The following is a 23,125-nucleotide window of genomic DNA, read 5'->3' as shown; positions in this document are numbered from 1 at the left end:
GGCGGGGGTGCGCACCCTCGGCCGATAGCCTTCGGCCGTGACCGCAACCCTCATCTGGATCCTTGTCGCACTCGTGGCGATCGGCGTGTACCTGAGCTGGACGGCCGGGCGGCTGGACCGGCTGCACGTACGGATGGACGCCGCCCGGGCCGCGCTCGACGCCCAGCTGCTGCGACGGGCCTCCGTGGCGCAGGAACTGGCGACCTCGGGCGTGCTGGACCCGGCCGCCTCGATCGTGCTGTACGAGGCCGCGCACGCGGCCCGGCAGGCCGAGGAGGAGCAGCGGGAGGTCGCCGAGAGCGAGCTGAGCCAGGCGCTGCGCGCGGTCTTCGCGGAGCCGGCGCAGGTGGAGGCCCTGCGGGAGGCCCCCGGCGGCGAGCAGGCGGCTCTCGAGCTGGCGGAGGCCGTCCGCCGCGTCCCGATGGCCCGCCGCTTCCACAACGACGCCGTCGGGGCCGCCCGCAGGCTCCGCGAGCACCGCAAGGTCCGCTGGTTCCGGCTGGCCGGCCACGCCCCGTTCCCGCTCGCCGTCGAGATGGACGACGAACCGCCGGCGGCCCTGGTGGAGCGCGTCTCCTGACCGGCGCGCCGCCCGCGCCGGTCGCCCGGGGGCCAAAAGGATCCACCGGCTTCCCATTGGCCCTTGCTGTGGCCTGGTCCACTCGCGTTTCCTCGGTGCAGCAGAAACCCTCTTTCCCGTCAGTGAGGTCACCCGTGTCCACCACCGAGAACCAGGCTCCCGAGACCGGCACCGCCCGCGTGAAGCGCGGCATGGCCGAGCAGCTCAAGGGCGGCGTGATCATGGACGTCGTCACGCCGGAGCAGGCGAAGATCGCCGAGGACGCGGGCGCCGTCGCCGTCATGGCCCTGGAGCGGGTCCCGGCCGACATCCGCAAGGACGGCGGCGTGGCCCGTATGTCCGACCCGGACATGATCGAGGGCATCATCGAGGCCGTCTCGATCCCGGTCATGGCCAAGTCCCGCATCGGCCACTTCGTCGAGGCCCAGGTCCTGCAGTCCCTCGGCGTGGACTACATCGACGAGTCCGAGGTCCTCACCCCGGCCGACGAGGTCAACCACTCCGACAAGTGGTCCTTCACCACCCCCTTCGTCTGTGGTGCCACCAACCTCGGCGAGGCCCTGCGCCGCATCGCCGAGGGCGCCGCGATGATCCGCTCCAAGGGCGAGGCCGGCACCGGCAACGTCGTCGAGGCCGTCCGCCACCTGCGCCAGATCAAGAACGAGATCGCCAAGCTGCGCGGCTTCGACAACCACGAGCTGTACGCCGCCGCCAAGGAGCTGCGCGCCCCCTACGAGCTGGTCAAGGAGGTCGCCGAGCTGGGCAAGCTCCCGGTGGTCCTCTTCTCCGCCGGCGGCGTGGCCACCCCGGCCGACGCGGCCCTGATGCGCCAGCTCGGTGCCGAGGGCGTGTTCGTCGGCTCCGGCATCTTCAAGTCCGGCGACCCGGCCAAGCGCGCCGCCGCCATCGTCAAGGCCACCACCTTCTACGACGACCCGAAGATCATCGCGGACGCGTCCCGCAACCTCGGCGAGGCCATGGTCGGCATCAACTGCGACACCCTCCCCGAGACCGAGCGGTACGCCAACCGCGGCTGGTAAGCACAGGCCACAGGTACATCACCCCATGAACACTCCTGTCATAGGCGTCCTGGCCCTCCAGGGCGACGTACGGGAGCACCTCATCGCCCTGGCCGCGGCCGACGCCGTGGCCAGGCCGGTGCGGCGCCCCGAGGAACTCGCCGAGGTCGACGGTCTCGTCCTGCCCGGCGGCGAGTCCACCACCATCTCCAAGCTGGCCGTCCTCTTCGGAGTGATGGAACCCCTGCGCGCGCGTGTGCGGGACGGCATGCCCGTCTACGGCACCTGCGCGGGCATGATCATGCTCGCCGACAAGATCCTCGACCCGCGCTCGGGCCAGGAGACCATCGGCGGTATCGACATGATCGTGCGCCGCAACGCCTTCGGACGGCAGAACGAGTCGTTCGAGGCCGCGGTCGACGTACGGGGCATCGCGGGCGATCCTGTGGAGGGCGTCTTCATCCGCGCCCCGTGGGTGGAGTCCGTGGGCGCCGGGACCGAGGTGCTCGCCGAGCACGACGGTCACATCGTCGCCGTCCGTCAGGGCAACGCGCTCGCCACGTCGTTCCACCCCGAACTGACCGGCGACCACCGTGTGCACTCCCTGTTCGTCGACATGGTGCGCGCGAACCGTACGGCGGAGTCCTTGTAGGATCTCTGGCGTTCGTTATGTGGATGGTTACGCGAAGGAGACAGGCAGATGTCCGGCCACTCTAAATGGGCTACGACGAAGCACAAGAAGGCCGTGATCGACGCCAAGCGCGGCAAGCTCTTCGCGAAGCTGATCAAGAACATCGAGGTCGCGGCGCGCATGGGCGGCGTCGACCTCGAGGGCAACCCGACGCTCTACGACGCAGTCCAGAAGGCCAAGAAGCAGTCGGTCCCGAACAAGAACATCGACTCCGCGATCAAGCGCGGCGGTGGTCTCGAGGCCGGCGGCGCCGACTACGAGACGATCATGTACGAGGGCTACGGCCCGAACGGCGTCGCGGTGCTCATCGAGTGCCTCACCGACAACCGCAACCGCGCCGCCTCCGACGTCCGCGTCGCCATGACCCGCAACGGCGGCAACATGGCCGACCCGGGCTCGGTCTCGTACATGTTCAGCCGCAAGGGCGTCGTCATCGTCCCCAAGGGCGAGCTGAGCGAGGACGACGTCCTCGGCGCCGTCCTGGACGCGGGCGCCGAGGAGGTCAACGACCTCGGCGAGACCTTCGAGGTCATCAGCGAGGCCACCGACCTGGTGGCGGTCCGTACCGCCCTCCAGGAGGCCGGCATCGACTACGACTCCGCCGACTCCAGCTTCGTGCCGTCCGTCCAGGTCGAACTGGACGAGGACGGCGCCAAGAAGATCTTCAAGCTGATCGACGCGCTCGAGGACAGCGACGACGTGCAGAACGTCTTCGCCAACTTCGACGTGAGCGACGAGATCATGGAGAAGGTCGACGCGTAGCGCACACGACTGCCGACGGGCCGACGGGACACCTCCCGTCGGCCCGTCGCGTTGTCGGGCGGTGGTGCGGGGCGTTGTCGGTGGCACCCGATAGCCTGCACGGACTGGCGCTGCCGCTCAGCGGTGGCCGGGGGAGATCGAGTCGTCGAAGGGAGGGGCGCGTGCGCGTACTGGGGGTGGACCCTGGGCTGACACGCTGCGGCGTCGGTGTCGTCGAGGGGGTCGCGGGGCGCCCGCTCACCATGGTCGGCGTCGGGGTCGTACGCACCCCCGCGGACGCCGACCTCAGTCACCGCCTGCTCGCCGTCGAACAGGGCATCGAGCAGTGGCTGGACGAGCACCGGCCCGAGTTCGTCGCCGTCGAGCGCGTCTTCAGCCAGCACAACGTCCGCACCGTCATGGGCACCGCCCAGGCCAGCGCCGTCGCCATGCTGTGCGCCGCCCGGCGCGGCATCCCCGTCGCCCTGCACACCCCCAGCGAGGTCAAGGCCGCCGTCACCGGCAGCGGCCGCGCCGACAAGGCGCAGGTCGGAGCCATGGTCACCCGGCTCCTCCGGCTCGCCGCGCCGCCCAAGCCGGCCGACGCCGCCGACGCCCTCGCGCTCGCCATCTGCCACATCTGGCGCGCCCCCGCCCAGAACCGGCTCCAGCAGGCCGTCGCCCTGCACACCGCCCACGCAACGAAAGGCCGTACGGCATGATCGCCTTCGTCAGCGGCACGGTCGCCGCGCTCGCCCCCGACGCCGCGGTCGTCGAGGTCGGCGGCGTCGGCATGGCCGTCCAGTGCACGCCGAACACGCTGTCGACGCTCCGGATCGGCCAGCCCGCCAAGCTGCACACCTCCCTCGTCGTCCGCGAGGACTCGCTCACCCTGTACGGCTTCGCCGACGACGACGAACGCCAGGTCTTCGAGCTGCTGCAGACCGCGAGCGGCGTCGGACCGCGCCTGGCCCAGGCCATGCTGGCCGTGCACACCCCGGACGCGCTGCGGCGCGCCGTCGCCACGGGTGACGAGAAGGCCCTCACCGCCGTGCCCGGTATCGGCAAGAAGGGCGCCCAGAAGCTGCTGCTGGAGCTGAAGGACCGCCTCGGCGAGCCCCTCGGCGCCCCCGCGGTCGGCGCCCCGGTCAGCCAGGGCTGGCGCGACCAGCTGCACGCCGCCCTCATCGGCCTCGGCTACGCCACCCGCGAGGCGGACGAGGCCGTCACCGCCGTGGCGCCCCAGGCCGAGGCCGCCGGCGGCACACCGCAGGTGGGGCAGTTGCTGAAGGCCGCCCTGCAGACCCTGAACCGCGCCCGCTGACCTGCGCCACCCCGCTAGGAGAACCTCGTGAACTGGGACGACACGACCGACACCTCCGCCGCCGAGCGGCTCGTCGGTGCGTCCGCCGACCGGGAGGACCAGGCCGTCGAGGCCGCCCTGCGCCCCAAGGACCTCGGCGAGTTCATCGGCCAGGAGAAGGTCCGCGAACAGCTCGACCTCGTCCTGCGGGCCGCACGCGCGCGAGGGGCCACCGCCGACCACGTACTGCTCTCCGGCGCGCCCGGCCTCGGCAAGACCACCCTGTCGATGATCATCGCGGCCGAGATGGGCGCCCCCATCCGCATCACCTCCGGCCCCGCCATCCAGCACGCCGGCGACCTCGCCGCGATCCTCTCCTCCCTCCAGGAGGGCGAGGTCCTCTTCCTCGACGAGATCCACCGCATGTCGAGGCCCGCCGAGGAGATGCTGTACATGGCGATGGAGGACTTCCGCGTCGACGTCATCGTCGGCAAGGGCCCCGGCGCCACCGCCATCCCGCTGGAGCTGCCCCCGTTCACCCTGGTCGGCGCCACCACGCGCGCGGGGCTGCTGCCGCCCCCGCTGCGCGACCGCTTCGGCTTCACCGCGCACATGGAGTTCTACGAGCCGCACGAGCTGGAGCGCGTCGTACACCGCTCGGCACACCTGCTCGACGTCGAGATCGACCCGCAGGGCGCCGCGGAGATCGCCGGCCGCTCCCGCGGCACGCCCCGCATCGCCAACCGCCTGCTGCGCCGCGTCCGCGACTACGCCCAGGTCAAGGCCGACGGCCTGATCACCCGTGACATCGCCGCCGCCGCCCTCGCCGTGTACGAGGTCGACACGCGCGGGCTGGACCGGCTCGACCGCGCCGTGCTGCAGGCCCTGCTGAAGCTGTTCGGCGGCGGCCCGGTCGGCCTGTCCACCCTCGCCGTCGCGGTGGGGGAGGAGCGGGAGACCGTGGAGGAGGTCGCCGAACCGTTCCTCGTCCGGGAGGGACTGCTGGCCCGCACTCCGCGCGGCCGGGTCGCCACGCCCGCCGCCTGGGCACATCTCGGCATGACCCCGCCCCGCTCGGCGTCGGCGGGAAACGGACAACAGGACCTCTTCGGGACGTGACGGCGACGTGATCATCCTGTGACGGCGAGGCCATTGGCCGGGGCAGGAACTCAGGTGCCATGCTGAGCGTTGTTCCATGCGCGCGGACTCGCTTAGACTCCGCCGATGCCGCCTTTGCGGGCGGCGCCGATACACACCCCCATCCCAAAGGCCGCTCTCCGTCGCGGTCGCGCGAAGGAAACCCCGTCCCGTGAATGCCTTTACCCTTCTCCCCTTCATCGTGCTCATCGCGGCCATGTTCCTGATGACGCGCTCGGCCAAGAAGAAGCAGCAGCAGGCTGCCACCATGCGGAACGAGATGCAGCCCGGCTCCGGTGTCCGCACGATCGGGGGGATGTACGCGACGGTCAAGGAGGTCAACGAGGACACGGTCCTCCTCGACGCCGCGCCGGGCGTCGACCTCCTCTTCGCCAAGAACGCGATCGGCGCCGTGCTCAGCGACGACGAGTACAACCGCATCGTGCACGGCATCGAGCACGACCTGAAGTCCGACGCCGACGTCGTCCCGGACGACGCCTCCTCCCTCACCGAGACCGACGAGACCGACGGGCCTGCCGCCGCTGCCGCCGCCTCCGACGACAAGATCGACCTCGGTAAGAAGGACGCCGCCGAGCGCGGGACCGACGCGGTCCAGGCCGCCGAGGACAAGGCCGAAGCGGCCCAGGCGAAGGACGAGTCGAAGAAGACCGACGGCGACTCCGACGCGAAGTAGTCGCGCCCCGGGGTGCACGGCGGCGGGATGATGACGCCCTGCGCACCCCGGGCGCGTCTGTTTCCCGCACGGGAACCCGACACCATGTCATGGCCGACCGCGCCGACCGGGCGCGGGGCGGCCCGAGAGGGAGTACGAGAAGGTGGCAGCACCTAAGAGGGGCCGAAACGCGGGCGCCCAGAGCAAGCCAGGGCGCTCGCTGGCCCTCATCCTGATCGCCATCGTGGCGCTCACCGGAGGGATGTTCGCCTCCGGGCACAAGACTCCGCGTCTCGGCATCGACCTCGCCGGTGGTACGAGCATCACGCTCAAGGCGGTGGCCGACCAGGGGTCCGCGATCAACAAGGCCAACATGGACACCGCGGTCGACATCATGAACCGCCGTGTCAACGGCCTCGGCGTCTCCGAGGCGGAGGTGCAGACCCAGGGGAAAGACAACATCATCGTCAACATCCCCAAGGGCACCAACTCCAAGGAGGCCCAGCAGCAGGTCGGCACCACCGCCAAGCTCTACTTCCGCCCCGTCCTGGCCAGTGAGCCCAGCGGCGCCGCCTCGCCGACCCCCTCGCCGAGCGCGTCCTCCAGCGGAAGCTCCTCGCCGAAGCCGGGATCGAGCCCGTCGGCGAGCGCCTCCTCCGGGCAGAAGGCGTCCTCCTCCGGCTCCGCGTCCCCCACGGCCACGGCGACCTCCCAGGGCCGCGCCGTCACCGACGCGCTGAAGGCCGACTCGACCCCGTCGCCGAGCGGCTCCGCCTCCGGTGGCGCCAAGCCGTCGGGCACCCCCTCGGCCTCCGCCGGCAGCGGCGCCGACGCCTCCAAGCTCCAGGCCCAGTACGCGGCCCTGAACTGCGCCAAGCCCGCCGACCGCAACAACGCCGGCAAGAAGGCGAAGCCCGGCGAGTCCACCGTGGCCTGCGGCGAGATCGACGGGGCGTGGTACAAGTACGTGCTCGGCCCGGCCGCAGTGGACGGAACCGAGGTGAAGAAGGCGCAGGCCGTCTTCGACACGCAGGGCGCCGCCGGCTGGCAGGTCCAGATGACCTTCACCAAGAGCGGTGCCAAGAAGTTCGCGGACATCACCGGCGAGCTGGCCAAGAACCAGCGGCCGCAGAACGAGTTCGGCATCGTCCTGGACGGCGAGGTCGTCTCCAGCCCGTTCGTGCAGCAGGCCATCACCGGCGGCCAGGCGGAGATCTCCGGCAGCTTCAAGCAGGAGGAGGCGCAGAGCCTCGCCAACATGCTGTCCTACGGTGCGCTGCCGCTGTCCTTCAAGGAGGACACCGTCACCACGGTGACCGCCGCGCTCGGCGGTGAGCAGCTGCGCGCCGGTCTGCTGGCCGGTGCCATCGGTCTCGCGCTGGTCGTGATCTACCTGGTGATCTACTACCGCGGCCTGTCGATCGTGGCCATGGCCTCCCTGCTGGTCTCCGCGATCCTCACCTACCTGATCATGACGCTCCTCGGCCCGGCCATCAATTTCGCGCTGAACCTGCCGGCCGTCTGCGGTGCCATCGTCGCGATCGGTATCACGGCGGACTCGTTCATCGTGTACTTCGAACGCATCCGGGACGAGATCCGCGAGGGCCGCACGCTGCGCCCCGCCGTCGAGCGGGCCTGGCCGCGCGCCCGGCGCACCATCCTGGTCTCCGACTTCGTGTCGTTCCTCGCCGCCGCGGTGCTGTTCATCGTCACCGTGGGCAAGGTGCAGGGCTTCGCCTTCACGCTGGGCCTGACCACCGTCCTCGACGTCGTCGTCGTCTTCTTCTTCACCAAGCCGCTGATGACGATCCTCGCGCGCCGCAAGTTCTTCGCGAACGGCCACAAGTGGTCCGGACTCGACCCGAAGAGCCTCGGCGCCAAGCCGCCGCTGCGCCGCACCCGCCGTCCCGCCGGTCCCGCCGCCGGCCCCGTCGACCCGAAGGAGGCCTGAGCGATGTCGAAACTCGGCAACCTGGGCGCACGGCTGCACCGCGGCGAGATCTCTTACGACTTCGTCGGCAAGCGCAAGATCTGGTACGGCATCTCCATCCTGATCACCATCACGGCCATCGTCGGCCTGGCGGTGCGCGGCCTGAACATGGGCATCGAGTTCCGGGGCGGCGCGGTCTTCACGACGCCGACCAAGATGAGCACCTCGGTGGCGCAGGCGGAGAGGTACGCCACGGAGGCCTCCGGCCATGAGGCGATCGTGCAGAAGCTGGGCAACGGCAGCCTGCGCATCCAGATCGCCGGCATCGAGACCGATCAGTCCGACAGGATCAAGCAGGAGCTGGCCAAGGACCTGAACCTCGACCCCGAGAAGCTCGCCGCCGACCTGGTCGGCCCGAGCTGGGGCGAGCAGGTCGCCAAGAAGGCCTGGCAGGGCCTGGCGATCTTCATGGTCCTCGTGGTGATCTACCTGGCGATCGCCTTCGAGTGGCGCATGGCCATCGCGGCACTGGTCGCGCTGATCCACGACATCACCATCACGACCGGTATCTACGCCCTGGTCGGCTTCGAGGTCACGCCCGGTACGGTCATCGGTCTGCTGACCATCCTCGGTTACTCGCTCTACGACACGGTCGTCGTCTTCGACAGCCTCAAGGAGCAGACGAAGGACATCACCAAGCAGACCCGGTTCACCTACGGCGAGATCGCCAACCGGTCGATCAACGGCACCCTGGTCCGCTCGATCAACACCACGGTCGTCGCCCTGCTGCCGGTCGCCGGTCTGCTCTTCATCGGTGGCGGCTTCCTCGGGGCCGGCACGCTGAACGACATCTCGCTGTCGCTCTTCGTCGGCCTCGCGGCCGGTGCGTACTCCTCGATCTTCATCGCCACCCCGCTCGTCGCCGACCTCAAGGAGCGCGAGCCGGCGATGAAGGCGCTCAGGAAGCGGGTCCTGGCCAAGCGCGCCCAGGCCGCCTCCGAGGAGGACCTCGCGGAGGCACGGGCCGCCGCCGCTGACGAGGACGACGACGGCGCCCCCGCGGTCGTGGGCCCGCGCAACCAGCCCGCGTCCCGCAGCCGGGGCCGCGGCCGACCTTCGGGGAAGCGCCGATGACCGACATCCAGGAGCTGCTGCTCAGCCGTATCCGCGACGTCGCCGACTACCCGGAGCCGGGCGTGATGTTCAAGGACATCACCCCGCTCCTGGCGGACCCGGCCGCGTTCACGGCGCTCACGGACACCCTGTCCGGGATCGCCGCGAGCACCGGAGCGACCAAGGTCGTCGGCCTGGAGGCCCGTGGGTTCATCCTCGGCGCCCCGGTCGCCGTCCGTGCGGGCCTGGGCTTCATCCCGGTCCGCAAGGCGGGCAAGCTGCCGGGCGCGACCCTGCGGCAGGCCTACGACCTCGAGTACGGCTCTGCGGAGATCGAGGTGCACGCCGAGGACCTGACCTCCGGCGACCGCATCCTGATCGTCGACGACGTGCTGGCCACGGGCGGGACCGCCGAGGCGGCGATCCAGCTCATCCACCGGGCCGGCGCCGAGGTCGCGGGTGTCGCGGTACTGATGGAACTGGGTTTCCTGGCCGGCCGGCCCCGTCTGGAGGCGGCTCTGAACGGAGCGCCGCTGCAGGCGCTGCTGCAGGTCTGAGATCCGTACACCCCGGTCCGTGGAAGACCGGCTCCTCGAGGCGGGCACCGGAGGAATCCGGTCCCCGCCTCTGGTGTTTCCCCAGTACACGGTCCTCACATCGGCCTGGAGGCGATGACCAGGCCCAGGATCGCTACCATGGGGTTTCCGGAGCCTGACCGGGGGACCCGGATCGCGCACGAGGAGCCCTCTTGCCAGACGAGGCCCAGCACCTGACCGCCGCCAAGCCCGAGTCCGCCTCGGCAGCCGCGGCCAAGCCCGCGCCGAACGCGTCGCACGCGACGAACGACACTCGCGGGCCGGTCGAGCACGCCCAGTCCGCGCCGGTCGAGAAGGGCGCCGAGGCCTCGCGACCCAAGCCAGCCCCGCCCGAGCGTCCGGCGCAGCCGCCCGTGGTGCGCCAGCCCACCGCCCAGCCGGCCCGCAGCGGCTCCTCCAACCGCGTCCGCGCCCGCCTCGCCCGCCTGGGCGTCCAGCGCGCGAACCCCTACAACCCGGTCCTGGAGCCCCTGCTGCGGATAGTCCGCAGCAACGACCCCAAGATCGAGAACTCCACGCTGCGCCAGATCGAGCGCGCCTACCAGGTCGCCGAGCGCTGGCATCGCGGCCAGAAGCGCAAGAGCGGCGACCCGTACATCACGCACCCGCTCGCGGTCACCACCATCCTCGCCGAGCTGGGCATGGACCCGGCCACCCTCATGGCGGGGCTGCTGCACGACACCGTCGAGGACACCGAGTACGGCCTGGAGGACCTGCGCCGCGACTTCGGCGACGTCGTCGCCCTCCTAGTCGACGGCGTGACCAAGCTCGACAAGGTCAAGTTCGGCGAGGCCGCCCAGGCCGAGACCGTGCGCAAGATGGTCGTCGCCATGGCCAAGGACCCCCGTGTCCTGGTCATCAAGCTCGCCGACCGGCTGCACAACATGCGCACCATGCGCTACCTCAAGCGCGAGAAGCAGGAGAAGAAGGCGCGCGAGACCCTCGAGATCTACGCGCCGCTCGCCCACCGCCTGGGCATGAACACCATCAAGTGGGAGCTGGAGGACCTCGCCTTCGCGATCCTCTACCCCAAGATGTACGACGAGATCGTGCGCCTGGTCGCCGAGCGCGCCCCCAAGCGCGACGAGTACCTCGCCATAGTGACCGACGAGGTCCAGTCCGACCTGCGGGCGGCCCGGATCAAGGCGACGGTCACCGGCCGCCCGAAGCACTACTACTCCGTTTACCAGAAGATGATCGTCCGCGGCCGTGACTTCGCGGAGATCTACGACCTGGTGGGCATCCGCGTCCTGGTCGACACGGTCCGCGACTGCTACGCGGCCCTCGGCACGGTGCACGCGCGATGGAATCCGGTCCCCGGCCGGTTCAAGGACTACATCGCGATGCCCAAGTTCAACATGTACCAGTCGCTGCACACGACGGTCATCGGGCCCAACGGCAAGCCGGTCGAACTGCAGATCCGCACCTTCGACATGCACCGCCGCGCCGAGTACGGCATCGCCGCGCACTGGAAGTACAAGCAGGAGGCCGTCGCCGGTGCCTCCAAGGTGCGCACCGACGTGCCGAAGGCGTCCGGCAAGGACAAGGACGCCATCAACGACATGGCGTGGCTCAGGCAGCTGCTGGACTGGCAGAAGGAGACCGAGGACCCCAGCGAGTTCCTGGAGTCCCTGCGCTTCGACCTCTCCCGCAACGAGGTCTTCGTCTTCACACCCAAGGGTGACGTCATCGCGCTCCCGGCCGGCGCGACGCCGGTGGACTTCGCGTACGCCGTGCACACCGAGGTCGGCCACCGCACCATAGGAGCGCGGGTCAACGGCAGGCTCGTACCGCTCGAGTCCACCCTGGACAACGGCGACCTGGTGGAGGTCTTCACCTCCAAGGCAGCCGGAGCCGGCCCCTCCCGCGACTGGCTCGGGTTCGTCAAGTCGCCGCGCGCCCGCAACAAGATCCGGGCCTGGTTCTCCAAGGAGCGCCGGGACGAGGCGATCGAGCACGGCAAGGACGCCATCGTCCGCGCCATGCGCAAGCAGAACCTGCCGATCCAGCGCATCCTCACCGGCGACTCGCTGGTCACGCTCGCGCACGAGATGCGCTACTCGGACATCTCCGCCCTGTACGCGGCGATCGGCGAGGGCCACGTCTCGGCACCGAACATCGTGCAGAAGCTCGTCCAGGCCCTCGGCGGCGAGGAGGCCGCCACCGAGGAGATCGACGAGGCGGTCCCGCCGTCCCGCAGCCGCGGCCGCAAGCGGCGTTCCAGCGCCGACCCCGGTGTCGTCGTCAAGGGCGTCGACGACGTGTGGGTCAAGCTGGCCCGCTGTTGTACGCCCGTGCCCGGCGACCCGATCATCGGCTTCGTCACCCGCGGCAGCGGCGTATCGGTTCACCGCAGCGACTGCGTCAACGTCGACTCCCTGTCCCGCGAGCCGGAGCGCATCCTCGACGTCGAGTGGGCGCCCACCCAGTCCTCGGTCTTCCTGGTCGCCATCCAGGTCGAGGCGCTGGACCGCTCCCGGCTGCTGTCGGACGTCACACGGGTCCTGTCCGACCAGCACGTCAACATCCTCTCGGCGGCCGTGCAGACGTCCCGCGACCGGGTGGCCACCTCCCGGTTCACCTTCGAGATGGGCGACCCCAAGCACCTCGGCCACGTCCTGAAGGCCGTACGGGGCGTCGAGGGCGTCTACGACGTCTACCGCGTGACCTCGGGCCGCAGCCGGTCGTAGCACGGCTTCGCGGAGGACCGCGACACGACAGAGGGCCCCGTACGCGCGTACGGGGCCCTCTGCGGCAAGCTACGGGGTAATCAGCCGCCGAACTCCTGCAGGCCCTTCAGGGCCTGGTCCAGCAGCGCCTGACGGCCCTCCAGCTCCCGCTCGAGCTTGTCGGCCTTGGCGTTGTTGCCCTGGGTACGCGCCTGCTCGATCTGCGCCCTCAGCTTGTCCACGGCGGCCTGCAGCTGACCGGTCAGACCCTCCGCACGCGCGCGTGCCTCCGGGTTCGTGCGGCGCCACTCGGCCTCCTCGGCCTCCTGGATCGCCCGCTCGACCGCGTGCATCCGGCCCTCGACCTTGGGACGCGCGTCCCGCGGGACGTGACCGATGGCCTCCCAGCGCTCGTTGATCGAACGGAAGGCGGCCCGGGCGCCCTTCAGCTCCGTGATCGGCAGGAGCTTCTCGGCCTCCTCGGCCAGCTCCTCCTTGAGCTTCAGGTTCTCGGCCTGCTCGGCGTCCCGCTCGGCGAACACCGAGCTACGGGCGGCGAAGAAGACGTCCTGGGCGCCGCGGAAGCGGTTCCACAGGTCGTCCTCGTGCTCGCGCTGGGCGCGGCCCGCGGCCTTCCAGTCCGCCATCAGCTCGCGGTAACGGGCGGCCGTCGGGCCCCAGTCCGTGGAGCCGGACAGCGCCTCGGCCTCGGCCACCAGCCGCTCCTTGGTCCTGCGGGCCTCCTCGCGCTGGGCGTCCAGCTGCGCGAAGTGCGCCTTGCGGCGCTTGGAGAACGCCGACCGGGCGTGCGAGAACCGGTGCCACAGCTCGTCGTCGGACTTGCGGTCCAGCCGCGGCAGCCCCTTCCAGGTGTCCACCAGAGCCCGCAGCCGCTCACCGGCGGCCCGCCACTGGTCGGACTGCGCCAGCTGCTCCGCCTCCGAGACCAGCGCCTCCTTGGCCTTGCGGGCCTCGTCGGACTGCTTGGCCCGCTGCTGCTTGCGCTCTTCGCGGCGCGCCTCGACGGTCTCCACGAGCTTGTCCAGCCGCCCCCGCAGCGCGGCCAGGTCGCCGACCGCGTGGTGCGCCTCCACCTGCTCGCGCAGGTGGTCGATCGCGACCTGGGCGTCCTTCGCCGACAGATCGGTGGTCTGCACGCGCTTCTCGAGGAGGCCGATCTCGACAACCAGGCCCTCGTACTTGCGCTCGAAGTAGGCAAGCGCCTCCTCAGGGGAGCCGGCCGCCCAGGAACCGACGACCTGCTCGCCGTCGGCCGTACGCACGTACACGGTCCCCGTCTCGTCGACGCGGCCCCACGGGTCGCTGCTCACAGCGCCTCCTCCACATGATGCCTGCGGGGGGCCTCAGCACCCCCGGGCATCGTCCACAGTTTCGTCACGGCCAACATAGGCGACCAGCGGGTTACCTGTCCGCATCCAGCGCGACCGAAATTCCACAGTCGGCCGTTCTCGGGTTTGCGACCACGTCAGGACTTGGTGACGGTCGCCTTGTCGATCACGACCGTCGCGTTCGGAGCGGTGTTGCCGGTCGACGGATCGGCGGCCTGGGCGCCGGCCGCCGCGATCTTCTTGAGCACCTTCATCCCGGCGTCCGAGACCGTGCCGAACGGGGTGTACGACGGCGGCAGCGGACTGTCCTTGTACACCAGGAAGAACTGGCTGCCCCCGGTGTGCTTCTGACCCGTGTTCGCCATCGCGACGGTGCCGGCCGGGTAGGTGTTGGCCTTGAGGCTCTTGTCCTTCAGGTTCTCGTCCGGGATCGTGTAGCCGGGTCCGCCCATCCCGGTGCCCTGGGGATCGCCGCACTGCAGCACGAAGATCCCCTCGACGGTGAGCCGGTGGCACTTGGTGTGGTCGAAGTAGCCCTTGCCCGCGAGGAAGTCGAACGAGTTCACCGTGTGCGGGGCCGCCGACGTCTTCAGCGCGATGTCGATGTCACCGCACGTCGTCGCGAGCTTCATCGTGTACTTCGCCGACGTGTCGATGGCCATCGCCGGCTCCTTCTTCCAGCTCAGCTTCTTCGCCGAGCCGGCCGCCGGCTTCTCGCACGGGTCCGGCGCCTTGCTGGTGGGCGCGGCGCTGGGCGTGGTCTCGGCGCTGGCGTTGGTCTTCTTGTCGTCGTCCTTCAGCACGCCGGTCGTGTACAGCGCGACGCTGCCGATCACGACCACGCCCAGTACCGACGCGATCACGGAGTTGCGCAGGTGGGCCTTGCGCCGTGCCTGGGTGCGCCGCTGCTGCTGCCGCAAGAACTTCTCCCGGGCGAGCTGACGCCGCCGCTGCTCCTGGCTGACCACCGGGTTCTCTCCTATGCCTGTCGTGTGTCGGGCGGTACGCGTGCGTCCTCGTGAGCCGACCGCTGCGTGTAGCCCCGTACCGTATATGGGTTGGCTGAGGAAACGGCAGCGCCGGTAGGCTCTGACTGCTGCTGAAGCCGCCTGTAATCGACACAACGAAGGACGATCGTGCTCATTGCCGGGTTCCCCGCCGGGGCCTGGGGGACGAACTGTTATCTCGTCGCCCCCGCCGCCGGTGAGGAGTGCGTGATCATCGACCCCGGCCACCAGGCCGCCGAAGGCGTCGAGGAAGCGCTGAAGAAGCATCGGCTCAAGCCCGTCGCCGTCGTCCTCACCCACGGCCACATCGACCACGTGGCCTCGGTCGTCCCGGTCTGCGGGGCACACGACGTACCGGCCTGGATCCACCCCGAGGACCGGTACATGCTGAGCGACCCCGAGAGGGCGCTCGGCCGGTCCATCGGCATGCCTCTGATGGGCGAGCTGACCGTGGGCGAGCCGGACGACGTCAAGGAGCTGACCGACGGCGCCACGCTGGACCTGGCCGGCCTCACGTTCTCCGTCGCGCACGCGCCGGGCCATACCAAGGGGTCGGTGACCTTCCAGATGCCCGAGACGACCGACATCCCGTCGGTGTTCTTCTCCGGGGATCTGCTGTTCGCCGGCTCCGTCGGACGCACCGATCTGCCGGGCGGATCCATGGCGGACATGCTCGAGTCGCTGGCCCGCGTGTGCCTGCCGCTCGACGACTCCACCGTGGTGCTGTCCGGCCACGGCCCCCAGACGACCATCGGCCAGGAGCGCGCCACCAACCAGTACCTGCGGCAGGTGGCCGCCGGCCAGGGAGCGGACGCGTACACCGCTCCGCGACGAGGAATGTGACGAGAGACTTTCCGTGAGCACCTTCAAGGCCCCCAAGGGCACCTACGACCTGATCCCGCCGGACTCGGCCCAGTACCTGGCGGTCCGCGAGGCGATCGCGGCCCCCCTGCGCAACTCCGGCTACGGCTACATCGAGACCCCCGGCTTCGAGAACGTCGAACTGTTCGCGCGCGGTGTCGGCGAGTCCACCGACATCGTGACCAAGGAGATGTACGCCTTCGAGACCAAGGGCGGCGACAGGCTGGCCCTGCGCCCCGAGGGCACCGCGTCCGTGCTGCGCGCGGCCCTGGAGGCCAACCTGCACAAGGCGGGCAACCTCCCGGTCAAGCTCTGGTACTCCGGCTCGTACTACCGCTACGAGCGCCCTCAGAAGGGCCGCTACCGGCACTTCTCCCAGGTCGGCGCCGAGGCGATCGGCGCGGAGGACCCGGCGCTGGACGCCGAGCTGATCATCCTGGCCGACCAGGCGTACCGCTCGCTGGGCCTCAGGAACTTCCGCATCCTGCTGAACAGCCTGGGCGACAAGGAGTGCCGGCCGGTGTACCGGGCCGCGCTCCAGGACTTCCTGCGCGGCCTGGACCTGGACGAGGACACGCTGCGCCGCTCGGAGATCAACCCCCTGCGCGTCCTCGACGACAAGCGCGAGTCGGTCCAGAAGCAGCTCACCGGCGCCCCGCTGCTGCGTGACTACCTCTGCGACGCCTGCAAGGCGTACCACGAGGAGGTCCGCGAGCTGATCACGGCGGCGGGCGTGGCCTTCGAGGACGACCCCAAGCTGGTGCGCGGACTGGACTACTACACCCGCACCACCTTCGAGTTCGTGCACGACGGCCTGGGCTCCCAGTCCGCGGTGGGCGGCGGCGGCCGCTACGACGGCCTGTCCGAGATGATCGGCGGCCCCGCGCTGCCGTCCGTCGGCTGGGCCCTGGGCGTCGACCGCACCGTGCTCGCGCTGGAGGCCGAGGGTGTCGAGCTGGACATCCCGGCCGCGACCAGTGTCTTCGCGGTCCCGCTCGGCGAGGAGGCCCGGCGCGTGCTGTTCGCGAAGGTCACCGAGCTGCGCAAGGTCGGCATCGCGGCGGACTTCTCGTACGGCGCCAAGGGCCTGAAGGGCGCCATGAAGAACGCCAACCGCAGCGGCGCCCGCTTCACGCTCGTCGCCGGCGAGCGCGACCTCGCCGAGGGCGTCGTCCAGCTCAAGGACATGGAGTCCGGCGAGCAGACGGCGATCGGCGTGAACGAGATCGTGGCGGAGCTGGAGTCCCGGCTCGGCTAGCGCGGAGCAGCGGGAAGGGCGCCGGGGAACCCCGGCGCCCTTTTCCATGGCCGAGCGGCCCGGCCCGGGTCAACACGGCGGGTGCGGATTCGACCGGCCGGACGATGCCCGTACGGGATCTCCACACGCGCGTGCCCGGCGCGGGGGAGCGAGACCCGTCCGCCGCGGTCACGTGCGCGTACCGCTCGCGTGGTCCCCGTACGTACGCGCCGCATTCGCCCGCCTGTGCTGCCATGCCCGCGAGCATCGGCCGGAACCGAACGATCCGTGACCGCGGTGCGTACCTCCTTATGTCCACCGAACGGTGGAGACACAGGCCCGTGCGGCACAATGGCCCCTGCCCGAAGATGGTCCAACTCTCAAGTGACGGATCGGCGTGATGAGCAAGACGACAGTCAAAGACGTCTCCACGGAGCCCGGGCCCGAGCGTGCCGCCGACGCACCCCGCGCGCTGAGCGGCAGCCGTGCCTTCGCCATCCTGCTGATGATCACCGGCGCGGCCGGACTGCTCGCCTCCTGGGTCATCACGATCGACAAGTTCAAGATCCTCGAGGCCAAGGTCGCGGGCAAGACCTTCACCCCCGGCTGCAGCCTCAACCCGGTCGTCTCCTGCGGCAGTGTCATGGAGAGCAAGCAGGCCGCCGCGTTCGGCTTCCCGAACCCGATGCTCGGCCTGGTCTGCTACGGCATCGTCATCTGCGTCGGCATGAGCCTGCTGGCCCGCGCCCGCTTCCCGCGCTGGTACTGGCTCACCTTCAACTTCGGCACGCTCTTCGGCGTCGGCTTCTGCACCTGGCTGCAGTTCCAGTCCCTGTACCGGATCAACGCGCTGTGCCTGTGGTGCTCGCTGGCCTGGGTCGCCACGATCACCATGTTCTGGTACGTCACCTCGTTCAATGTCCGCAACGGCTTCCTGCCGGCCCCGCGCCCGCTGAAGTCCTTCTTCGGCGAGTTCACCTGGGTGCTGCCGGTCCTGCACGTCGGCATCATCGGCATGCTGGTGCTGACCCGCTGGTGGGACTTCTGGACCAGCTGACGGCGGGGCGGCAGCAGGGTGCCACCGGCACCCCGGACCGGATTGTCAGTGCGGTGTTCTAGGGTTTCAGCGTGGAACCCGACCTCTTCACCGCCGCAGCGGAAGAACGCCAGGAGAAGGACCCGGCAGCCAGTCCCCTGGCGGTGCGGATGCGCCCGCGCACGCTCGACGAGGTCGTGGGCCAGCAGCATCTGCTCAAGCCCGGATCGCCACTGCGCCGGCTGGTCGGCGAGGGCGACGGCGGCCCCGCCGGACCCTCCTCGGTGATCCTCTGGGGGCCGCCCGGCACCGGCAAGACGACCCTCGCGTACGTCGTCTCCAAGGCCACCGACAAGCGGTTCGTGGAGCTGTCCGCGATCACCGCGGGCGTCAAGGAGGTCCGCGCGGTCATCGACGGCGCCCGCCGTGCCGCCGGCGGCTTCGGCAAGGAAACCGTCCTCTTCCTGGACGAGATCCACCGCTTCAGCAAGGCCCAGCAGGACTCCCTGCTCCCGGCCGTCGAGAACCGCTGGGTGACCCTGATCGCGGCCACCACGGAGAACCCGTACTTCTCGGTGATCTCCCCGCTGCTCTCCCGCTCCCTCCTGCTCACCCTCGAACCCCTCACCGACGACGACGTCCGCGGCCTGCTCAGGCGGGCGCTGAGCGACGAGCGCGGCCTGAAGGACGCCGTCGGCCTCCCCGGGGACACCGAGGAGCACCTGCTCCGCATCGCCGGCGGCGACGCCCGCCGTGCCCTGACCGCGCTGGAGGCCGCCGCCGGGGCCGCCCTGGACCTGGGCGAGAGGGAGATCAGCCTCCGGACGCTGGAGCAGACCGTCGACCGCGCCGCGGTGAAGTACGACCGCGACGGCGACCAGCACTACGACGTCGCCAGTGCCCTCATCAAGTCCATCCGCGGCTCCGACGTCGACGCGGCCCTGCACTACCTGGCCCGCATGATCGAGGCCGGCGAGGACCCCCGGTTCATCGCCCGCCGCCTGATGATCTCGGCCAGCGAGGACATCGGCCTGGCCGACCCGAACGCCCTGCCGATCGCGGTCGCCGCCGCCCAGGCCGTCGCCATGATCGGCTTCCCCGAGGCCGCGCTCACCCTCAGCCACGCCACCATCGCCCTGGCCCTCGCCCCCAAGTCCAACTCCGCGACCACCGCGATCGGCGCCGCGCTGGAGGACGTACGCAAGGGCCTGGCCGGCCCGGTCCCGCCCCACCTGCGCGACGGCCACTACAAGGGCGCCGCCAAGCTCGGCCACGCGCAGGGCTACGTGTACCCGCACGACCTGCCCGAGGGCATCGCCCAGCAGCAGTACGCGCCGGACGCCCTCAAGGACCGCGAGTACTACGCGCCGACCCGGCACGGCACCGAGGCCCGGTTCGCCGACGCGGTCGAATGGACCCGTAAGCACCTCGGTCGCAAGCGCTCCTGAGCACCCTGTAGAATTCCCCGGAGTGCTGAGTCCCGTGCCGTCAGAGCGGGACAACCAGCCGGAGATCCAGTCCCTCGCGGACTGGCTCCAGGAGCGTCGCGCACCGTCGAACGGTGTCGCGGGCAGCCCACCACCACCCGAAGTCCCGGGAACGGTCGGTGGGCCACTCGCGTGCTGCACGTATGTGCCCAGACCAGGGAAGCGGCTGCCCGGCAGGTCCCCTGCGGACCCGGCGGGTCTTCCCGGCTGCGGATGCGACCTCCCTAACCCTGACAAGCCGGAAACTAGGAAATGAGATAAGAGTGGCGAACCAGTCCCGCCCCAAGGTCAAGAAGTCGCGTGCCCTCGGCATCGCGCTGACCCCGAAGGCCGTCAAGTACTTCGAGGCCCGCCCCTACCCGCCGGGTGAGCACGGCCGTGGCCGCAAGCAGAACTCGGACTACAAGGTCCGTCTGCTGGAGAAGCAGCGTCTGCGCGCGCAGTACGACGTGTCCGAGCGCCAGCTCGTCCGCGCCTACGAGCGTGCCTCCAAGGTCCAGGGCAAGACCGGTGAGGCCCTGATCATCGAGCTGGAGCGCCGTCTCGACGCGCTGGTCCTGCGTTCGGGCATCGCCCGCACGATCTACCAGGCCCGCCAGATGGTCGTCCACGGCCACATCCAGGTCAACGGCCAGAAGGTCGACAAGCCGTCCTTCCGTGTCCGTCCGGACGACGTCGTGCAGGTCCGCGACCGCTCCAAGGAGAAGACGCTCTTCACGATCGCCCGTGAGGGTGGCTTCGCCCCCGAGGGTGAGACCCCGCGCTACCTGCAGGTGAACCTCAAGGCCCTGGCGTTCCGCCTGGACCGCGAGCCGAACCGCAAGGAGATCCCGGTGATCTGCGACGAGCAGCTCGTCGTCGAGTACTACGCCCGCTGATCCCGGTCACGGCGTAACACCTCAGCCCGCCGTCTCCCCGCCCTTCCGGGTGGGCGAGGCGGCGGGTTCGCGTTTCCCGGCCTCCGCACGGCCCTGCGGCAGCGGGCCGCGCGGAGCCGGCAGCGCATCCAGCGGCCCCGCTCCGTCATGTCCCAGCGCCCGGGCCACGGCCGCGTCCCGGTGCAGCCGTGCCCCCTCGCGCACGCACTCCTCGTACCGCGCGTCCCCGAGGGCCCGGCGCGCGCTCGCCTCGCACTGCTCGTGCGGGCCGTTGTAGTACGCCGAGCCGAACAGCGGCAGCCCCACCGACGGCCACAGCCGGCCCGCCGCGCCCTGGAGCACCGCGGCCTCCGCCGGATCGCCCTGGGCCACCGTCACCAGTGCCAGCAGCTCGATCGACAGCACGGAGCCCAGCAGGTCGCGGAAGACGTGCGCGTTGCCCAGGCAGTCCGCGAGCAGCTCCCGCGCCCGCTCCGGGTCGCCGTCCAGCCAGGCGGCGTACGCCAGGACATAGAGGGCGTAGGACCGCGCCCAGCGCTCCCCGTGGTCCTCGCACACCCGGCGCACGTCCTCGCACAACCGCACCGCGTCCGGCAGGTCCCCCTGGAAGGCCCGGACCATCGCCAGCTCGACCTGGCCCATCAGGACATTGCTGTTGAGTTCGCCGATCTCCTGATAGCGGTCCAGCGCCGACCGCAGCAGCGTTTCTGCGCGGGCCATGTCATCCGTGACCAGGGCCAGACACCCGGTGCGGTGCTCCGCGTACGCCACCGCCGTCGCGTCGGCCGACCGCTCCGCCTGCTCCCGGCACTCGCGCAGCGCCTGCAGCGCGGGCACGGTGTCGCCCTGCAGGATCGCGACATAGCCGAGCACCCACAGCGCCTTCAGCCGGGACTGCTCGTACTCCGAATCCAGCTCCACGCTGCGCTCCAGCCAGCGCCGCCCCTCCGCCAGCCGCCCGCAGCCCACCCAGCAGAACCACAGTGACCCGGCCAGATACTGGCCGAGGTGCGCCTCCTCCGGCTCGGTCAGGCAGAACTCCAGCGCCGCCCGCAGATTCGGCAGCTCCGCCTCGACCCGGGCGGCCACCTCGCGCTGCCGGGGCGAGAACCAGTCCAGCTCGCACCAGGTCGCCAGGCCCAGGTACCAGTCGCGGTGCCGTCTGCGCAGCCGGCCCGCGTCCCCGGTCGCCTCCAGCCAGTCGGCGCCGTAGGCGCGCACGGTGTCCAGCATCCGGTAGCGGGGGCCCGTCGGGCCCTCCTCACGGGAGACGACCGACTGGGCGAGCAGCTCCGACAGCACGTCCAGGACGTCCTCGGCGGGCAGCCCGTCCCCGCTGCACACGTACTCGGCCGCCTCCAGGTCGAAGGTCTGCGCGAACACCGAGAGCCGTGCCCACAGCAGCCGTTCGGCCGGTGTGCACAGCTCGTGGCTCCAGCCGATCGCCGTGCGCAGCGTCTGGTGCCGGGGCAGAGCGTCCCGGTCGCCGCCGGTCAGCAGCCGGAACCGGTCGTCGAGCCGCTGCAGCAGCTGCGCCGGGGACAGGGCCCGCAGCCGCCCGGCCGCCAGCTCCAGCGCCAGCGGAATGCCCTCCAGGCGACGGCACAGTTCCCGCACCTCGGGGCCGTCGGCCGCCGTGAGCCCCTGTCCCCGGGCCCGGTCCACGAACAGCTCCACCGCCTCGTCCTCGGCCAGCGGCGCCAGCGGGAAGAGCCGCTCGCCGGCCAGCCCCAGCGGACGCCGGCCCGTGGCCAGCACGCGCAGCTCCGGCAGCCTCCGCAGCAGCTCCGCCGTCAGCTCGGCACAGGCCTCCACCAGATGCTCGAATCCGTCCAGCACCAGCAGGGCCGGGCGGCCGGCCAGGTGCTCCAGCAGAGTCTCCCTGGGCATGCGGGCGGTGTGGTCCGTCAGCCCCAGCGCCTCCACGACCGCGTACTCCACGAACTGCGGATCGCGCACCGGTGCCAGCTCCACCCGGCCCCGACTCAGGCCGTTCGCCGTGGCACCGGAGACCCGGCGTGCCGCGGCGCGCACGGCGAGCCGGGACTTGCCGACGCCGCCGACCCCGGTCACGGTCACCAGCCGGGACCGGTCGAGCGCCGTCGCCAGCTCGGCCAGCTCGGCCGAACGCCCGACGAAAGCGGTGAGTTCGAGGGGCGGATCGCCGTCCGTCCAGGGGCCGGGGCTCTGTGAACCTCGCATGGGACACGGAGCGTACTGAAGTGTGTTCATTCCGTACAATCGCTTCCGGTAACTCCGACCCCCGGCACCCGGTAATCCGGTACGGAGCCCCGGCCCCGGCGCGATAGGCTCGGGGCACGACTTTTTCGATGCTCAGGCACGTTTCAGGGAGCGGGTGCGCACAGTGTCCGGTGGAGAGGTGGCCGGGATCCTGGTGGCCGTCTTCTGGGCGATCCTGGTCTCCTTCCTCGCCGTCGCACTGGTGAGGCTGGCCCAGACGCTCAAGGCGACCACCAAGCTCGTGGCGGATGTGACCGATCAGGCGGTCCCGCTGCTCGCCGACGCCTCCACGGCCGTGCGCTCCGCACAGACCCAGATCGACCGGGTCGACGCGATCGCCACCGACGTCCAGGAGGTCACGTCGAACGCCTCCGCGTTGTCGACCACCGTCGCCTCCACCTTCGGCGGCCCGCTGGTCAAGGTCGCGGCCTTCGGGTACGGCGTGCGCCGGGCGCTGGGCGGCCGCAAGGAGGACGCGCCCGCGAAGTCTCCCCGGCGTACGGTGATCGTGGGCCGGACGGTACCGGCCGCGCGGCGGAGCAAGCGGGACCGCGGAAACACCGGAAAGTAGGAGAGC

At 70.7% G+C, this 23,125-nt stretch carries 21 protein-coding genes; 18 read left to right on the top strand and 3 right to left on the bottom strand.

Annotated elements, in window-relative coordinates; all coding sequences use genetic code 11:
- Positions 1 to 37: 37 nt before the first annotated feature.
- The 12 genes from ACZ5CW_RS31155 to relA all read left to right on the top strand — a co-directional run bounded on the left by ACZ5CW_RS31155 (position 38) and on the right by relA (position 12,473).
- On the top strand, positions 38 to 580 hold the full coding sequence (locus ACZ5CW_RS31155) for a LemA family protein (RefSeq protein ID WP_468607231.1): 543 nt from the start codon (positions 38 to 40) through the stop codon (positions 578 to 580).
- Positions 581 to 714: 134 nt separating this feature from the next.
- The gene (gene pdxS / locus ACZ5CW_RS31150; RefSeq protein ID WP_468607229.1) at positions 715 to 1,620 is read left to right on the top strand and encodes a pyridoxal 5'-phosphate synthase lyase subunit PdxS; all 906 of its coding nucleotides are present in this window, start codon (positions 715 to 717) and stop codon (positions 1,618 to 1,620) included.
- Positions 1,621 to 1,645: 25 nt separating this feature from the next.
- Positions 1,646 to 2,251, top strand: coding sequence for a pyridoxal 5'-phosphate synthase glutaminase subunit PdxT (gene pdxT, locus ACZ5CW_RS31145; protein WP_468607227.1), 606 nt, complete (start codon positions 1,646 to 1,648; stop codon positions 2,249 to 2,251).
- A gap of 48 nt (positions 2,252 to 2,299) precedes the next feature.
- Positions 2,300 to 3,052 (top strand): YebC/PmpR family DNA-binding transcriptional regulator, encoded by a 753-nt coding sequence (locus tag ACZ5CW_RS31140; RefSeq protein ID WP_392319767.1) that lies wholly within the window; start codon positions 2,300 to 2,302, stop codon positions 3,050 to 3,052.
- A gap of 161 nt (positions 3,053 to 3,213) precedes the next feature.
- Positions 3,214 to 3,753 (top strand): crossover junction endodeoxyribonuclease RuvC, encoded by a 540-nt coding sequence (gene ruvC, locus ACZ5CW_RS31135; RefSeq protein WP_468607225.1) that lies wholly within the window; start codon positions 3,214 to 3,216, stop codon positions 3,751 to 3,753.
- Positions 3,750 to 4,355, top strand: a complete 606-nt coding sequence (gene ruvA, locus ACZ5CW_RS31130; RefSeq protein WP_468607223.1) for a Holliday junction branch migration protein RuvA — start codon at positions 3,750 to 3,752, stop codon at positions 4,353 to 4,355. The genes ruvC and ruvA overlap by 4 nt, the downstream gene beginning before the upstream one ends.
- A gap of 27 nt (positions 4,356 to 4,382) precedes the next feature.
- Positions 4,383 to 5,453, top strand: a complete 1,071-nt coding sequence (gene ruvB / locus ACZ5CW_RS31125) for a Holliday junction branch migration DNA helicase RuvB (protein ID WP_468607221.1) — start codon at positions 4,383 to 4,385, stop codon at positions 5,451 to 5,453.
- 190 nt (positions 5,454 to 5,643) lie between these two features.
- A complete protein-coding gene (gene yajC, locus ACZ5CW_RS31120; protein WP_468607219.1) occupies positions 5,644 to 6,165 on the top strand; it encodes a preprotein translocase subunit YajC in 522 nt (173 codons plus the stop codon).
- A 142-nt stretch (positions 6,166 to 6,307) separates the two neighbouring features.
- The gene (secD, locus tag ACZ5CW_RS31115) at positions 6,308 to 8,095 is read left to right on the top strand and encodes a protein translocase subunit SecD (RefSeq protein WP_468607217.1); all 1,788 of its coding nucleotides are present in this window, start codon (positions 6,308 to 6,310) and stop codon (positions 8,093 to 8,095) included.
- Between the two features lie 3 nt (positions 8,096 to 8,098).
- Entirely contained in the window at positions 8,099 to 9,208 is a 1,110-nt protein-coding gene (secF, locus tag ACZ5CW_RS31110; protein WP_468607215.1) for a protein translocase subunit SecF, read from the top strand.
- Entirely contained in the window at positions 9,205 to 9,744 is a 540-nt protein-coding gene (locus tag ACZ5CW_RS31105; RefSeq protein WP_468607213.1) for an adenine phosphoribosyltransferase, read from the top strand. The genes secF and ACZ5CW_RS31105 overlap by 4 nt, the downstream gene beginning before the upstream one ends.
- 191 nt (positions 9,745 to 9,935) lie before the next feature.
- Complete coding sequence (gene relA, locus ACZ5CW_RS31100; protein WP_468607211.1) at positions 9,936 to 12,473, top strand: GTP pyrophosphokinase; 2,538 nt, start codon at positions 9,936 to 9,938, stop codon at positions 12,471 to 12,473.
- An 80-nt stretch (positions 12,474 to 12,553) separates the two neighbouring features.
- Here the strand turns inward: relA and ACZ5CW_RS31095 are convergent, their stop codons facing one another.
- Both ACZ5CW_RS31095 and ACZ5CW_RS31090 read right to left on the bottom strand, forming a co-directional pair.
- Positions 12,554 to 13,783, bottom strand: a complete 1,230-nt coding sequence (locus tag ACZ5CW_RS31095) for a DUF349 domain-containing protein (RefSeq protein ID WP_468607209.1) — start codon at positions 13,781 to 13,783, stop codon at positions 12,554 to 12,556.
- Between the two features lie 155 nt (positions 13,784 to 13,938).
- Complete coding sequence (locus ACZ5CW_RS31090; RefSeq protein WP_468607207.1) at positions 13,939 to 14,769, bottom strand: peptidylprolyl isomerase; 831 nt, start codon at positions 14,767 to 14,769, stop codon at positions 13,939 to 13,941.
- Positions 14,770 to 14,937: 168 nt separating this feature from the next.
- On the opposite strand from ACZ5CW_RS31090, the gene ACZ5CW_RS31085 reads away from it, so the two are divergent.
- The 5 genes from ACZ5CW_RS31085 to rpsD all read left to right on the top strand — a co-directional run bounded on the left by ACZ5CW_RS31085 (position 14,938) and on the right by rpsD (position 20,307).
- Positions 14,938 to 15,651, top strand: a complete 714-nt coding sequence (locus ACZ5CW_RS31085) for an MBL fold metallo-hydrolase (RefSeq protein ID WP_468607205.1) — start codon at positions 14,938 to 14,940, stop codon at positions 15,649 to 15,651.
- Positions 15,652 to 15,664: 13 nt separating this feature from the next.
- Entirely contained in the window at positions 15,665 to 16,927 is a 1,263-nt protein-coding gene (gene hisS / locus ACZ5CW_RS31080; protein WP_468607203.1) for a histidine--tRNA ligase, read from the top strand.
- Between the two features lie 379 nt (positions 16,928 to 17,306).
- Positions 17,307 to 17,963, top strand: a complete 657-nt coding sequence (locus ACZ5CW_RS31075) for a vitamin K epoxide reductase family protein (protein ID WP_468607201.1) — start codon at positions 17,307 to 17,309, stop codon at positions 17,961 to 17,963.
- 71 nt (positions 17,964 to 18,034) lie between these two features.
- Entirely contained in the window at positions 18,035 to 19,390 is a 1,356-nt protein-coding gene (locus tag ACZ5CW_RS31070; protein ID WP_468607199.1) for a replication-associated recombination protein A, read from the top strand.
- A gap of 302 nt (positions 19,391 to 19,692) precedes the next feature.
- Complete coding sequence (gene rpsD, locus ACZ5CW_RS31065) at positions 19,693 to 20,307, top strand: 30S ribosomal protein S4 (RefSeq protein WP_018570215.1); 615 nt, start codon at positions 19,693 to 19,695, stop codon at positions 20,305 to 20,307.
- Positions 20,308 to 20,328: 21 nt separating this feature from the next.
- Here the strand turns inward: rpsD and ACZ5CW_RS31060 are convergent, their stop codons facing one another.
- Complete coding sequence (locus ACZ5CW_RS31060; protein WP_468607197.1) at positions 20,329 to 22,509, bottom strand: ATP-binding protein; 2,181 nt, start codon at positions 22,507 to 22,509, stop codon at positions 20,329 to 20,331.
- Positions 22,510 to 22,663: 154 nt separating this feature from the next.
- Here ACZ5CW_RS31060 and ACZ5CW_RS31055 point away from each other — a divergent pair, with 154 nt between their 5' ends.
- Positions 22,664 to 23,119, top strand: a complete 456-nt coding sequence (locus ACZ5CW_RS31055; protein WP_468607195.1) for a DUF948 domain-containing protein — start codon at positions 22,664 to 22,666, stop codon at positions 23,117 to 23,119.
- Positions 23,120 to 23,125 lie beyond the last annotated feature (6 nt).

It is taken from the genome of Streptomyces sp. NPDC031379 (assembly GCF_055569615.1).
Note: the sequence above shows the minus strand (reverse complement) of the source record. Positions and strands in the feature narration are given on the sequence as shown.

Bases quoted from the DNA above. Each gene is read 5' to 3' on its own strand.
- ruvA (WP_468607223.1), top strand. From the start codon at position 3,750: ATGATCGCCTTCGTCAGCGGCACGGTCGCCGCGCTCGCCCCCGACGCC.
- ACZ5CW_RS31060 (WP_468607197.1), bottom strand. From the start codon at position 22,509: ATGCGAGGTTCACAGAGCCCCGGCCCCTGGACGGACGGCGATCCGCCC.
- secF (WP_468607215.1), top strand. From the start codon at position 8,099: ATGTCGAAACTCGGCAACCTGGGCGCACGGCTGCACCGCGGCGAGATC.
- pdxT (WP_468607227.1), top strand. From the start codon at position 1,646: ATGAACACTCCTGTCATAGGCGTCCTGGCCCTCCAGGGCGACGTACGG.
- ACZ5CW_RS31105 (WP_468607213.1), top strand. From the start codon at position 9,205: ATGACCGACATCCAGGAGCTGCTGCTCAGCCGTATCCGCGACGTCGCC.
- ACZ5CW_RS31075 (WP_468607201.1), top strand. From the start codon at position 17,307: ATGAGCAAGACGACAGTCAAAGACGTCTCCACGGAGCCCGGGCCCGAG.
- ACZ5CW_RS31140 (WP_392319767.1), top strand. From the start codon at position 2,300: ATGTCCGGCCACTCTAAATGGGCTACGACGAAGCACAAGAAGGCCGTG.